Here is a 13,192-nt window from a genome sequence, read left to right on the forward strand (position 1 = left end):
CATCTTTGCATAGCATGCACGATGTGAAGGAGAAGGGTGCCGCGCAGGGCGGGCTGCGCGAGCGGAAGAAGCGGGCGACGCGTGCCGCGCTCGCCGAGGCGGCGGTGCGGCTGGCCGCCGAACACGGGGCCGAGAAGGTCACCGTCGAGGCGATCAGCGCGGCGGCCGGAGTGTCCGTACGGACCTTCTTCAACTACTTCGACACGCGTGACGACGCCTTCGTCGTGATCGACGCGGACGCGGGCGCGCGGATCCGCCGCTCCGTGCGCGAGGCGCCGGCCGCACTCTCCCCGCTGGAGGCCCTGCGCGACGCCATGGCGGCGGAACTCGCCGAGGCCGAGCAGCAGCACGAGCTGTGGCGGCTGCACGCCCAAGTGCTGCACGCCTCACCGCACCTGCTGGTCCGCACGCTGGGCGCGCATCTGGCGGACGAGACCGGACTGGCCGAGGCCGTCGCCGCGCGCATCCGGGCGGGCGGGCCGGTGACGGCCGAGCCCGCGTCCGCGTCCGCGAGCGACGAGGAACGGCGCGGCGCGCTCGACCTGTACCCGCGGCTGCTGGCCGGGGTGGCGAGCACCGCGGTGCGCACCAGCGTGGAGCACTGGTGCGCCCGGCCGGAGGAAGCCGGCTTCCTCGACGTCTTCCAGGAGGTGTTCGCCCTCCTCGCCGCCGGTCTTCCGGCGCCCCCCGCGTAAGCCGTCACACCGGCCGCCCGGCTTCCCGCCGGGGCCGCCCCCTCTCCGCTCCGCGCCCACGAGCGCGCCGGCCCACGCCGGCGCCCGCCCCGCGCGTGACCGTTCGACCACCATCCGAAAGAGATTCCGTGAGCTCACCCACGGCGCCCGCCGACGCGCCTCCCACCTCCATGACCCACCGGCAGATACTCCAGGCCATGTCCGGCCTGATGGCCGGCATGTTCGTCGCGATCCTGGCCGGCACCGTCGTGGCCAACGCGCTGCCCACGATCATCGCCGACCTGGGCGCCAGCCAGTCCTCGTACACCTGGGTCGTCACCTCCGAACTGCTCGCCATGACGGCGACGGTGCCCCTGTGGGGCAAGCTGTCCGACCTCTTCAACAAGAAGCTGCTGCTCCAGCTCTCGCTGGGCATGTTCGTCGTCGGCTCGCTGCTGGCGGGCTTCTCCCACGGCGTCGGCCTGCTGATCTTCAGCCGCGTCGTGCAGGGCATCGGCGCCGGCGGTCTCACCGCCCTCGCGCAGGTCGTGATGGCCTCCATCATCCCGCCCCGCCAACTCGGCAAGTACGCCGGTATCTTCGGCGCCGTCTTCGCGGTGGGCACGGTGGCGGGGCCGCTGGTCGGCGGCGTGCTGGTCGACACCTCCTGGCTGGGCTGGCGCTGGTGCTTCTTCATCGGCGTGCCCTTCGCGCTGCTCGCCATCGCGCTGCTCCAGCGCACGCTGCGGCTGCCCACGACACGGCGCGAGGTCCGCATCGACTGGCTCGGCGCGTTCCTGATCGTCGCCGGTGTCTGCGCCCTGCTCATCTGGGTGTCGCTGGCCGGCAACGAGTTCCCGTGGGCGTCCTGGCAGACCGCGGCCCTCGCGGGCGGCGGCGTGCTGCTGCTCGCCGCGGCGGTCCTGGTGGAGGCCCGCACCCCCGAGCCGGTCATCCCGCTCGGCATCTTCCGCAACCGCACGGTGAGCCTGACCACCGTCGCCAGCCTCCTGGTCGGTGTCGCCATGTTCGGCGGCACCGTCTTCCTCTCGCAGTACTTCCAGGTCTCCCTGGGCAAGTCGCCGACCGTCGCCGGCCTGATGAGCCTGCCCATGATCATGGGTCTGCTGGTCTCGTCCACCGTCGCCGGACAGGTGATCAGCAGCACCGGCAAGTGGAAGCGGTACCTGGTGGCGGGAGCGGTCGTCATGGCCGCCGGTCTCGCGATGCTCTCCACGATCGACGCCGGCACCCACTTCGGACTGCTCAGCCTCTACATGGCGGTGCTCGGGATCGGCGTCGGCATGCTGATGCAGAACCTGGTGCTCGCCGCCCAGAACGACGTGCCCGCCGCCGAACTGGGCGCCGCCACCTCCGTGCTGTCCTTCTTCCGCAGCATGGGCGGCACCATCGGCGTCAGCGTGCTCGGCGCGATCCTCGCCAACCGGGTCGCCGACGAGACGACCGCCGGGCTGAAGGAGGCCGGCATCGCCGTGGCGGCCGGCGAGGGCGGAGGCGGCGGCGAGAGCAGCGTCCCGGACATGTCCACGCTGCCCGCGCCGATGCGGGGCATCATCGAGCACGCCTACGCCGTCGCCACCGCCGACCTGTTCCTCATCGCCACTCCGTTCGCGCTGCTCGCCCTGGTCGCCGTCGTGTTCCTGAAGGAGAAGCCGCTGAAGACCACCAGCGGCATGGAGCGCCTCGCCGAGGAGTCCGCCGCCGCGGGCGCCGCCACGGGCACCGTCGCGGACAAGGACCGGACGACCCCGGTCGCCTGACCCGGAACCCGGCCGACGGCACGCGCGCCTGACGGGCCGCCCACCACCCCGTGGGCGGCCCGTCCCGTTCCGCCGGAACACCGGCGCCCCTCCTTCGCCGCGCCTCCGGCGGATGAGCCGACCGGGTGATCACCCGTGGAGCGGGGCCCCTGCCCGCCTGGGTGATCAGCGGTGGCGGGGCGCCAACCCCGCTCATAGCTTCGGCTCATGAACAGACGACACCTCGCGTACCTCGCCACCGCCACCGCCGCCGTGGCCGCCGGGCTGGGCGCCGCCCCGTCGGTCCACCAGCCGACCGTGCACCGCGTCCAGCCCGGCCAGTCGATCCAGAAGGCCGTGGACGCCGCGAAGAAGGGGGACACCGTCCTCCTCGAGCCCGGCACCTACAAGCAGAGCGTCGACATCAGGAAGTCGGGCGTGACCCTGCGCGGCCACAGCGCCGCCCGCACCGTCCTGGTGCCCGCCGCGAAACCCGGCAAGAGCGCCTGCGCCAAGGCGGGCAACGGCGTCTGCGTGACCGGCACCGACAAGAGCCCTCTCAAGGACGTCACCGTACGGTCGCTGACGGTGCGTGGCTTCGCCAAGAACGGGCTGTGGGCCACCGGGACCGACCGGCTGAAGGTCCGGTACGTGATCTCGGAGAAGAACGGCCAGTGGGGCATCGCCGAGGAACGCTCCGTGGACAGCGTGCTCAGCCACAACATGGTCCGCAAGAACGGCGACGCCGGCCTCTTCGTGGCCAACACCGTCGACACCGAGGAGGGCGCCAGGGACGCGGAGCGGACCGTGATCCGGCACAACCGGATGGCCGACAACCGCGTCGGCGTCACCGTGCGCCGGCTGCGGAACCTGGACGTCGACCGCAACGAGGCCACCGGCAACTGCACCGGCGTCTTCGTGGTCGGCGACGAGTCCAAGCCGCGCGGCGGCCACCTGAGCGTGACCCGCAACTACGTCCACGACAACAACAAGTACTGCGCCAAGACGCCGCGCCTGCCCTACCTGCAGGGCTCGGGCATCGTCCTCACCGGCGTCGAGCAGACCCTCGTCGCCCGGAACCGGGTCGAGGACAACAAGGGCAAGTCCCCGCTGTCCGGCGGCATCGTGCTCTTCAAGAGCCTCGTCGGCACCCCCAACGAGCGCAACGACATCCGCGACAACCTGGTGACCGGCAACAGCCCGGCCGACCTGGCCAACCGGGACACCGCGAAGAACAACACGTTCGGCCGCAACACCTGCACGCTCTCCGAGCCCGCGGGCATGTGCTGACCCGCCCGCACCACCGTTTCCCCCCACCACCCACCGCACGACAGCAGAAGCGAGGCAACGGATGACCACCGTTGATCCGGCTCCCCCGCCGCCCATGCGGCTGAGGGAGCTCGTTTTCGGGGCGGCGTGCGCCGCCGCCGTACGCGCGGCCGTACGCCTGGGCGTGGCGGACGCACTGGACGACACCCCCATGACCGCCGACGAACTGGCGGCGGCGGTGAAGACCCAGCCGCACACCCTGCGGCGGCTGCTGCGCGCCCTCTCGTGCCAGGGCGTCTTCGCCGAGAACCCCGACGGCGCCTTCGAGCACACCGAGATGTCCCGGCTGCTGCGCGAGGACGACCCGCACAGCCTGCGGTACATCGCCCTGTGGTGCACCGAGCCGTGGACCTGGAACGTCTGGCCGCAGCTCGACGAGGCGGTGCGCTCCGGCGGCAACGTCTTCGAGGACGTGTACGACCAGGAGTTCTTCACCTACCTCAACGAGTCCGCCCCCGAGTCCGCCCATGTGTTCAACCGGGCCATGACGACCTCCAGCGAGCAGTCCGCGCGTGACGTGGCCCGGCTGCTCGACCTGGACGACGCCGCCTCGGTCGTCGACATCGGCGGCGGCCAGGGACACGTCCTGGCCAGCCTGCTGGAGAAGCACCCCCACCTCCACGGCACCCTGCTCGACCTCCCCGGCGTCGTCGAGAACGCCGACCCTCGGCTGCGCGAGGGCGGCGCGCTCGCCGGCCGCGTCGACGTCGTGGCCCGGGACTGCCGCGAGGACGTCCCCGTCCAGGCGGACGTGTACATCATCAAGAACGTCCTGGAGTGGGACGACGACAGCACCCGCCGGGCGCTCGCCAACGTGCGCGCGGCGGCCCGGCCCGGCGCCCGGGTCGTCGTCATCGAGAACCTCGTCGACGACACCCCGTCGATGCGCTTCACCACCGCCATGGACCTGCTGCTGCTCCTCAACGTCGGCGGCGCCAAGCACACCCGGCAGAGCATGGTCGACCGGCTGACCGACGCGGGCCTGGTCATCGGCGACATCAGCCCCGTCAACGCCTATCTCCACGCCTTCGAGTGCACCGTCCCCGGCTGACGAAGGCCCCCGGAAACCCCGAGGCCGCCGGCTCCGCGACTGACGCGGGACCGGCGGCCTCGGGGTGGTGCGGGCCGTCCGCTCAGGAGCCGGCGCCGCGCTCCCAGCGGTAGAAGCACCGGGCCATGGCGTCCCGGGGGCCGCGCCAGGTGGCCGGGTCGTACGGGCTGACGTACGCCTCCAGGCGCTCGCTGACACCGCGGAACTCGGGGTGCGAGGTCAGCTTCGCGATGGCGGGCGCCGGGTCCTGCTCGGACTCGATGAGGTGCAGGTACACGTCGTCACCGAACTGGAAGAGGCTGCGCCGGTTCACACCGACCAGGTGGGGGAGTTCACCCCGGTCGGACGCCGCGAACACGTCGGCGATGTCCGGCGCCGAACCGGGTTTCATCCGGGCGACGATGAGGGCGTGGTGCATCGGATGTGTCCTTCCTGGACCGGGGTTCAGCGGGAGGACGCGACGGACGCGCTCTCGCTGTCGCGGGCGACCTGCTCGATCCGGTCCCGGATGAGGGCCATCTGCGTACGGGAGTTGCGGTTGATGTTGTCCGTCATCCAGTCGTCGTCGACCGGGGCGTCGGGCTTCATCGCGAAGTCCTGCGTCCAGCGCATCTGGACCCCGCCCGGCAGCTCCGCGTACTCCCACACGATGTTCATGTGGGCGAACGGGCCCGTCTCCACGCGGCGGGCGCGGACCATGCGCTTCTCACGGTCCGGGGTGCGCTCCGACACCCAGCTCCACACCTTGCCGTTCTCGTCCGGGTGCATGGTCAGCCGGAACGTCGTCGTGGAGCCCTCCCGGGAGAGGACCTCCACGGACGCGTACTCGCTGAACAGCCGCGGCCAGTTCTCCAGGTCGTTGGTCATCTCCCACACGAGGTCGAAGGGAGCGTCGATGGTGATGCTGTTCTCGGTGTGTCCTGCCACTTTCAGGCTCCAGCCGTGAGGGTGCTGTTGACGAGGTTCAGGAACTCCCGGGGCGTGCGGCAGCGCTCCGAGTCGGGGGGAAGCGACGCGCCGTACCGGTTCTCCAGCTCGCCGACGATGCCGAGCAGGCCGAGCGAGTCCAGTCCGAAGGCGTCGAAGGGGGACTCCGCCGACTGCCTGAGCTCCTGCGGGTCGACGGTGATGCCGGCCGCCTGCTTCATCAGCGCGGCGAGTTCCTCGTAGGTCACTTCGGTGGTGATCATGGGTGACTGCTCCTTCCCCGCCCGGTCCTACCGGGCGGAATCGTCACCGCGGCGCACGACCAGCGCCGCGTTGGAGCCCATCAGTCCCCTGCTGAGGACGAGGGCGGTGCGCAGCTCGGCGGGGCGAGCGCGCGACATCACCAGGTCGAGGTCGTGGCAGATGTCGGACACGTTGGGTGTCGGGGGCACCTGGCCGTGTTCCATGGCGAGCACCGCGGCCACCGTGTCCAGCACGGGCGCCGCGCAGTAGGCGCGGCCGATGCCGGTCTTGGGCGCCGTGACCGGGACCCGGGTGCCGTGCGCGCCCAGGGCGTCGGAGATCGCCAGCGCCTCGGCGCGGTCCGCCTCCGGCACGCCCAGGGCGTCCGCGAACACGACGTCGATCTCCTCCGGGGCGCAGCCCGCATCGTCGAGGGCGCCGCGGATCGCGCGGGCCAGGCCCTCCCGGGACTCCGCCCAGCGGGACGCCCCGGTGAACGTGGCGGCGTGGCCGGCCACGGTGGCCCGTACGGGCACCCCGCGGTCGCGGGCACGGGACTCGTCCTCGACGACGAGCAGCGCGCCGCCCTCGGCGGGCACGAAGCCGCAGGCCTTCTCGGTGAACGGGCGGTAGGCGCGGGCCGGGTCGTCGAGGGTGCTGAGCTCGGGGTAGCCGAGCTGGCAGACCATCGAGTACGGGGCCAGCGGCGCCTCCGCGGCTCCCACGACCATGACGTCGGTGCCGCGCTCCACCGCCCGCGCCGCGTGCGCGAGGGAGTCCAGACCGCCGGCCTCGTCGTTCGCCACCACACCGCAGGGCCCCTTGAAGCCGCCGCGTATGGAGATCTGGCCGGTGCTCGCCGCGTAGAACCAGGCGATGGACTGGTAGGGGCCGACGAACTTGGAGCCCCGGCCCCACAGTTTCTGCAGTTCGCGCTGGCCGAACTCGCCGCCGCCCGATCCGGCGGCGGTGACCACCCCGATGGAGAACGGCTCCGCGGGTTCGCCGCCGAGTCCCGCGTCGTCGAGGGCGAGGGCGGCCCCGGCCATCGCGAAGTGGCTGAACCGGTCGGTCTGCACCAGGAACCGGTCCTCGATGAGGGCCGCCGGGTCGAAGGCCCGGACCTCGCCCGCCACCCGCAGCGGCAGCTGCTCGCAGCCCTCGCGGGTGACCGAGTCCAGTACCGAGATGCCTTCGCTCACGGACTTCCAGTAGGCGTCGGTCCGCATTCCGTTGGGCGCGATCACGCCGATGCCGGTGACGGCCGCGCGCCGGGGGCGACGGTTGTTCATCGTGTCCTCCCGCCCGGCCCGGACAGCAGCACCGCGGACTGGAAGCCGCCGAAGCCGCTGCCGACGGAGAGCACATGGTTCAGCTTCCGCGGGCGGGCGGTGCGCGGCACGTAGTCCAGGTCGCACTCGGGGTCGGGGGTCTCGTAGTTCGCCGTGGGCGGCACCACCTGGTGCCGCAGCGCGAGCACGCACGCGACCACCTCGATCGCTCCGATCGCGCCCAGCGAGTGCCCCACCATCGACTTGATGGAGCTCATGGGCGTCCCGTGGGCGTGCGCGCCGAGGGACCGCTTGACGGCGGCCGTCTCGTGCCGGTCGTTCTGCCGGGTGCCGGAGCCGTGCGCGTTGACGTAGTCGATCAGTGTGGGGTCGATGCGGGCCTGGTCGAGCGTGGTGTCGATCGCCCGGGCCATCTCCAGCCCCTCACTGGTCAGACCGGTCATGTGATAGGCGTTGCCGTAGGTGGCGTAGCCGCTGATCTCGCAGAGGATGTCCGCGCCGCGCGCCCGCGCGTGCTCGTACTCCTCCAGGACGAGCACCGCCGCGCCCTCGCCCATCACGAAGCCGTCGCGGTGGGCGTCGAAGGGGCGGGAGGCGTGCTCCGGGTCGTCGTTGTTGGGCGACGTCGCCTTGATGGCGTCGAAGCAGGCCATCGTGATCGGTGAGATCGGCGAGTCCGACGCCCCCGTGATGCAGACGTCGGCCCGGCCCTCGGCGATGGTGTGGAAGGCGTAGCCGACCGCGTCGAGGCCGGAGGTGCAGCCGGTGGAGACGGTCTGCACGGGGCCCCGGGCGTCGAACCGTTCGGCGACGACGGAGGCGAGCGTGCTCGGCTGGAACGCGGTGTGCAGCTGGGGCTCGGCCTTCTCGTGGTCCACGTCCCACCGCCGGCCGCGTTCGCTGACCAGTACGTAGTCGTGTTCCAACCGGGTCGTGCCGCCGACCGCGCTGCCCAGTGAGACCGCCGTGCGCCAGGGGTCCCCGGCGGCGGTGTCGAGTCCGGAGTGGCGGACCGCCTCCGCGGCCGCGACCACGGCGAACTGGACGTAACGGTCGGCACGTTGGCACAGTTCGGCGTCCAGGCCGTGCTCGAACGGGTCGAAGTCGCACTCGGCGGCGATGCGCGAACGCAGCCCCGCCGGGTCGAACAGGGAGATGCCGCGGGTCGCGGTGCGGCCGGCTGCGAGGAGATCCCAGAACGCCGTCGCTCCGATGCCGCCGGGAGCGACCACACCGATACCGGTGACGGCCACTCGGCGGGTCATTTTATGGCCTCACTGGGCTCGGCGGAACGGTCGCGCTCGGGCCCGCCGACGGCCAACTGGGGCCCGGCGGCGGCGCCTTCGGTCTCCTCCGTGTCGACGTGGCCGAGACTCGGGTGTGGGGCGAGCGGACCCAGGTGGAACACCATGCGGGCCTCCTGGTCGCCGACGTTGCGGAAGCGGTGCCGCATGTCGACGGGGATCAGCAGCCCCTGTTCGGCGCGGAGCGCGAACGGCTCGCCGTCCAGGTCGACTTCGAGGGCGCCCTCGACGACGTAGACGAACTCCTCGGAGTACGGGTGGTAGTGCTCGCCGATGCGCTCGCCGGGCTTGATGATGGCCAGGCCCATGAAGCCGCTGGTGGAGCCGACGGTGGCCGGGGTGAGGAGGGTCCTGAGGTCGCCTCCGCGCCGTCGGTTGGGTTCCGTCTCGCTCAGGTCCACGATGCGTGGATGCTGTTGGGACATGGTTGATACCTCCGGGTGTGCCGGTGACGTCCGCGGGCGTGGCCCGCGGACGTCACCGCGGTGGACCGTCAGGAGTCCGCCGAGCTGCGGTCGGTGACGGGCAGCATGTCGGCGTGCGCCAGCAGCCGGTTGAGATTGCGCTCGGAGTCCAGGGAGCCCTCGACGCCGATCGCGGCGCCGTCCAGCAGGCGTTCCAGCTCCGCCGCCTTCCCCGCGCCCTTGATGCCGAGGGCGGCGAGCGGGTCCAGGTCGAGTTCGCCCGTGACGTCCACGAGACGTACGACGATGTCGTCCCGCTGGAACACGGTGCTGGCGTGCACCGGGCTGTCCGGGTCGTCCGCGGCGGCCTCGTCCTGGTGGGCGAGGAACCGGGCCAGTTCCATGCCCCGGCCCTCGACGGCCGGGTAGTACAGCGCGTGCCGGCGCACCCCGGAGGGCTCCGGCCGGCCGGCCACCACATGGTGCACCGCCGGGAGCGCCGCCCGGGTGAAGAACACCCGCGCGGAGTCCGGGTCGGTCAGGTCCCGGTCCTGCTCGAGATAGGGGTTGATGGCCTCCTCGACCGCCCTGATCTCGGGCTGACGGGCGACGTGGCGCAGCGCGGCCAGCAGGTCGCCCTCCACCTCGACGGCCCGTACGACACGGTTGCCGTGCATGAACAGCGAGGTGCGGCGCAGCCGTGTGGTGTCGTCGACCTGGGCCTTGGGCGACTGGTAACCGGCCAGCAGCTCCGCGACCTTGGACTCCGAGCCCGGCTTCACGGTGAAGGTGAGGGCGTGACGCGCCACGCCGTCGCCCACGCGGGCGGCCGACTGCAGGCCGGCCGTCGCGGCCTCGGGAGCGGCCTGCCGGCCCGGGTGGGTCTCGCGCAGGATGCTGTAGCGCATCGACCGGGTGTCCCGGACGCAGTTGTGCATCGGCCGGACGGTCTCGACGTGCTCCTCGCTGTTCACCCACGCCAGGAACGGCGGGGCGCTCTCCCACTCGCTGGTGATGAGCCACTGCGAGGGGTTCTCGATCGACTGGCACAGCTGGTCACTGATGTGACCGGGGACGGACGCGACCTTGTTGCGCATGTGCTCGTACGCGTCGAGGAACTGCTCCTGGGCTCCTTCGTACAGGTCGAGCAGCAGGATCACCCGCAGCCTCGAACCGTCGAAGGCCGACTGCGATATGCGTCCCGACATGGTCATCCGGCGCACCTCTCCTCTTCTTCCGGAAGGTCAGGAACGACCGCCGTGTCCGAAAGGCCGTCGGTCGCCATGAGTCGATGGTCGACGCGCCCCCCGGAGCGCGCGAGCGACACGGGGCAGGTGGGTGAACCCCGTGCCAACCGGGTGCCGCGGGGACGCGAACCGGTCCGTGGCGGGCATGAAATGTGCGTCTTGTTCCTCAGCCCGTCGAGGGCGACGCTGGAGGCGTTTCAATGAACCGATCGGACACGGCCGGTGAGGCGGTTCACCGCACGCCCGTCCTCATCGTCGGCGGCTCCCTGGTGGGTCTGTCGACGTCCCTGTTCCTGGGGCGGCTGGGGGTGCCGCACACACTCGTCGAACGGCACGCCGGCACCTCGATCCACCCGCGCGGACGCGGCAACAACGTGCGGACCATGGAGCTGTTCCGCACCGCCGGGGTGGACGGGCGGATCGCCCGGGCCGCGTCGGTCCTGGCGGACAACCACGGCATCCTGCAGACGCCGTCCCTGGTGGGCGACGCGGGCGAGTGGCTGTTCCGGGAGATCGACCCCGGTGGCGGGCTGGCGCGGTTCAGTCCCGCCGGCTGGTGCCTGTGCAGCCAGAACGACCTGGAGCCGGTGCTGCTGGAGTGCGCCCGAGAGCTCGGCGGGGACCTGCGGTTCCACACCGAGATGATGTCGTTCGAGCAGGACCCCGAGGGCGTGACGGCGAGGGTCAAGAGCCGGGAGACCGGCGAGCACACCACCGTGCGGGCGGACTACCTCGTCGCCGCGGACGGCCCGCGCAGCCCCGTGCGGGAACGGCTCGGCATCGGGCAGAACGGCCCCGGCGACCTGTTCCACAACGTCAGCGTCACCTTCACCTCCCGTGACCTCGCCGACGTGGTCGGCGACCGGCGCTTCATCGTCTGCTACCTCACCAGCCCGGACGCCGACGGGGCGCTGCTGCCCGTCGACAACCGGGAGAACTGGGTGTTCCACGCCCCCTGGCACCCCGAGCACGGCGAGACCCTCGAGGAGTTCACCGACGAGCGGTGCGCCGCCCACATCCGGCGGGCCGTCGGCGTACCGGACCTCGACGTGAAGATCACCGGACGGGCGGCCTGGCACGCCGCCGAGCGGGTCGCCGAACGGTACGCCGACGGCAGGGTGTTCCTGGCCGGCGACTCGGCCCACGAGATGTCCCCCACCGGGGCGTTCGGCTCCAACACCGGCATCCAGGACGCCCACAACCTGGCCTGGAAACTGGCCGCGGTGCTGGGCGGCTGGGCCGGTCCGGGTCTCCTGGAGTCCTACGACGCCGAACGCCGGCCCGTCGCGGAGGCGACCAGCGCCCGCGCCTCGTCCCGCTCGGTGGAGCACAGCCACCCCGGGTACACGCCCGCCCCGGAGGCCGGCGGCCCCGGAGGCAGGAAGGGCGGCATCCTCAACGTGGCGCTGGCCTACCGCTATCCGCGCGGCGCGGTCCTCGGCGCCGACGCCGCGACGCCGGTGGTCCCGGAGGGGGTCGCGCTGAACGGCGAGCCCGGCAGCCGTGCCCCGCACCTGTGGCTGACCCGGGCCGGCGAGCGGATCTCCACCCTCGACCTGTACGAACGGTCCCTGGTCCTGCTCAGCTCCGACACCGGAGCCTGGCACGCGGCGGCGACGGAGGCGGTGGCCGGCCTGCCCGTTCCCCTGGACTCCCACCGCATCGGCACCGGCCCCGGGGCGGATTTGGTCCCGGCCCCCGGCGCCGACTGGGCCGCGGCCCACGGCGTCACCCCGGACGGCGCGGTCCTGGTACGCCCCGACGGTTTCGTCGCCTGGCGTCACGAGGGCCCGGCCGCCGACCCGGCGAAGACCCTGCGCGAAGCGGTCACGGCGATCCTGTCCCGCGGCTGACGGTCTCCCGGTCAGGAGCCTCCGACGCCGCCCTGACGGCCCCGTTCCGCCTTGGACAGATGCTGTTCGAAGCGGGCGACGGCGGGGCCGTCGACGTCCCACGGCCAGGGGGTGACCATGCCCTGGAGGGACTGGAACACCGGGTGCGCGTCGGCGGCCCGCCCCGCCGCGCACAGCGCGTACGCCAGCACGTTCAGGTCCGCCTGCGCCGCCGCGTGCTGGAAGAAGCCCGGCTTCGCCCACAGCGCCGCGGCCTGCTCCAGCGCGGCCGCGATCTGCCCGCCCTCCCACAGCTGACCGGCCGTCATGGCCCGTACCCCGCCCTGCGCCAGCAGCCCCTGGTACTGCCGTACGGCCGCGGTCAGTTCGACGGCGGCACACGGGGCGTTCGCCGGGATGCGGGTGCGCACCACGTCGACGAAGTCGAGGACGGACGCGCTGGAACCGCCCTCCTCCGGCGACAGGTACGCGAGCATCTGCAGATACGCCTCACGGTGCCAGCGGTCGCGCCCGGTGGCCTCCCGCCAGATGGCGTTGACGTCGCCCTGCCCGTAGCGCTCGATGCGCGAGACCCCGAGCAGGACCACCCACGGCAGCGGGTCCTCCGGTCTTCGCTCGGCGGAGCGGTGGCACTGGGAGACGACCTGCCCGGCGTCCTCGAGCCGTCCCTCGCGCAGGCCGCGCGCCAGCGCGGTCCAGGAGTGGAACACCAGCGCGTCCGGGTTCTGCGGCTCCTTGTCCCGCCACACCTCCGCGACGCCCGCGTCCGCCGTCGCCTCGGCCAGTACGGACATCCGGTGGCCGCGCCGGTCCCAGTCGTCCCCGGTCTCCTCCAGCAGGGACGCCACGAGGGTCACGTCCGCAGCCTTGGCGCCCGCGTTCCGCTTGCTCAACCGCCCCAGCACCCGGGCGAGCTCGGCGTCGTCGAGGGCGGGTGCGACACGGGGACGTCTGCTGGTGCGACTGCTGAAGAGAGCCATGTCGGAAGACTAGGAAGTCCGGGGGCCCCGGCAAGCCGTACCGGATGATCGTTACCGATCTGCCCCTTACCGCCCGGTACACCGGAGACCGGGCGGGGCCGGACATCTCGCCAACCCCGCCCGTCGCC

At 72.2% G+C, this 13,192-nt stretch carries 13 protein-coding genes; 5 read left to right on the forward strand and 8 right to left on the reverse strand.

Annotated elements, in window-relative coordinates; genetic code table 11:
* Positions 1 to 14: 14 nt before the first annotated feature.
* The 4 genes from CNQ36_RS31290 to CNQ36_RS31305 all read left to right on the forward strand — a co-directional run bounded on the left by CNQ36_RS31290 (position 15) and on the right by CNQ36_RS31305 (position 4,814).
* Entirely contained in the window at positions 15 to 695 is a 681-nt protein-coding gene (locus tag CNQ36_RS31290) for a TetR/AcrR family transcriptional regulator (protein ID WP_121548921.1), read from the forward strand.
* 170 nt (positions 696 to 865) lie between these two features.
* The gene (locus CNQ36_RS31295) at positions 866 to 2,455 is read left to right on the forward strand and encodes an MDR family MFS transporter (RefSeq protein WP_420857178.1); all 1,590 of its coding nucleotides are present in this window, start codon (positions 866 to 868) and stop codon (positions 2,453 to 2,455) included.
* Between the two features lie 207 nt (positions 2,456 to 2,662).
* A complete protein-coding gene (locus CNQ36_RS31300; RefSeq protein WP_121548925.1) occupies positions 2,663 to 3,724 on the forward strand; it encodes a right-handed parallel beta-helix repeat-containing protein in 1,062 nt (353 codons plus the stop codon).
* 61 nt (positions 3,725 to 3,785) lie between these two features.
* Complete coding sequence (locus CNQ36_RS31305) at positions 3,786 to 4,814, forward strand: methyltransferase (protein WP_121548927.1); 1,029 nt, start codon at positions 3,786 to 3,788, stop codon at positions 4,812 to 4,814.
* Positions 4,815 to 4,896: 82 nt separating this feature from the next.
* On the opposite strand, the gene CNQ36_RS31310 is transcribed toward CNQ36_RS31305, so the two are convergent.
* The 7 genes from CNQ36_RS31310 to CNQ36_RS31340 all read right to left on the reverse strand — a co-directional run bounded on the left by CNQ36_RS31310 (position 4,897) and on the right by CNQ36_RS31340 (position 10,198).
* Positions 4,897 to 5,232, reverse strand: a complete 336-nt coding sequence (locus CNQ36_RS31310) for a TcmI family type II polyketide cyclase (RefSeq protein ID WP_004922267.1) — start codon at positions 5,230 to 5,232, stop codon at positions 4,897 to 4,899.
* 26 nt (positions 5,233 to 5,258) lie between these two features.
* Positions 5,259 to 5,741, reverse strand: a complete 483-nt coding sequence (locus tag CNQ36_RS31315) for an SRPBCC family protein (protein WP_121548929.1) — start codon at positions 5,739 to 5,741, stop codon at positions 5,259 to 5,261.
* A gap of 2 nt (positions 5,742 to 5,743) precedes the next feature.
* Positions 5,744 to 6,004 carry an acyl carrier protein gene (locus tag CNQ36_RS31320; protein WP_121548930.1) on the reverse strand — a complete coding sequence of 87 codons (261 nt, stop codon included), beginning with the start codon at positions 6,002 to 6,004 and terminating at the stop codon, positions 5,744 to 5,746.
* A gap of 27 nt (positions 6,005 to 6,031) precedes the next feature.
* Positions 6,032 to 7,276: a ketosynthase chain-length factor gene (locus CNQ36_RS31325; RefSeq protein ID WP_121548931.1), complete on the reverse strand. Its 1,245-nt coding sequence runs from the start codon at positions 7,274 to 7,276 to the stop codon at positions 6,032 to 6,034.
* The gene (locus CNQ36_RS31330) at positions 7,273 to 8,541 is read right to left on the reverse strand and encodes a beta-ketoacyl-[acyl-carrier-protein] synthase family protein (protein ID WP_004922256.1); all 1,269 of its coding nucleotides are present in this window, start codon (positions 8,539 to 8,541) and stop codon (positions 7,273 to 7,275) included. Before CNQ36_RS31330 ends, CNQ36_RS31325 begins: the two co-directional genes overlap by 4 nt.
* Positions 8,538 to 9,005, reverse strand: a complete 468-nt coding sequence (locus CNQ36_RS31335) for a cupin domain-containing protein (RefSeq protein WP_121548933.1) — start codon at positions 9,003 to 9,005, stop codon at positions 8,538 to 8,540. The genes CNQ36_RS31330 and CNQ36_RS31335 overlap by 4 nt, the downstream gene beginning before the upstream one ends.
* A gap of 68 nt (positions 9,006 to 9,073) precedes the next feature.
* Positions 9,074 to 10,198, reverse strand: coding sequence for a SchA/CurD-like domain-containing protein (locus tag CNQ36_RS31340; RefSeq protein ID WP_040905498.1), 1,125 nt, complete (start codon positions 10,196 to 10,198; stop codon positions 9,074 to 9,076).
* Between the two features lie 233 nt (positions 10,199 to 10,431).
* Between CNQ36_RS31340 and CNQ36_RS31345 the strand changes: the two genes are divergently transcribed.
* Complete coding sequence (locus CNQ36_RS31345; RefSeq protein ID WP_121548935.1) at positions 10,432 to 12,084, forward strand: FAD-dependent oxidoreductase; 1,653 nt, start codon at positions 10,432 to 10,434, stop codon at positions 12,082 to 12,084.
* 11 nt (positions 12,085 to 12,095) lie between these two features.
* On the opposite strand, the gene CNQ36_RS31350 is transcribed toward CNQ36_RS31345, so the two are convergent.
* Complete coding sequence (locus tag CNQ36_RS31350) at positions 12,096 to 13,064, reverse strand: hypothetical protein (RefSeq protein ID WP_004922245.1); 969 nt, start codon at positions 13,062 to 13,064, stop codon at positions 12,096 to 12,098.
* Between the last annotated feature and the right edge of the window lie 128 nt (positions 13,065 to 13,192).

The sequence above is a fragment of the Streptomyces fungicidicus genome (assembly GCF_003665435.1).
In the GTDB taxonomy this organism is placed as follows: Bacteria; Actinomycetota; Actinomycetes; order Streptomycetales; family Streptomycetaceae; genus Streptomyces; species Streptomyces fungicidicus.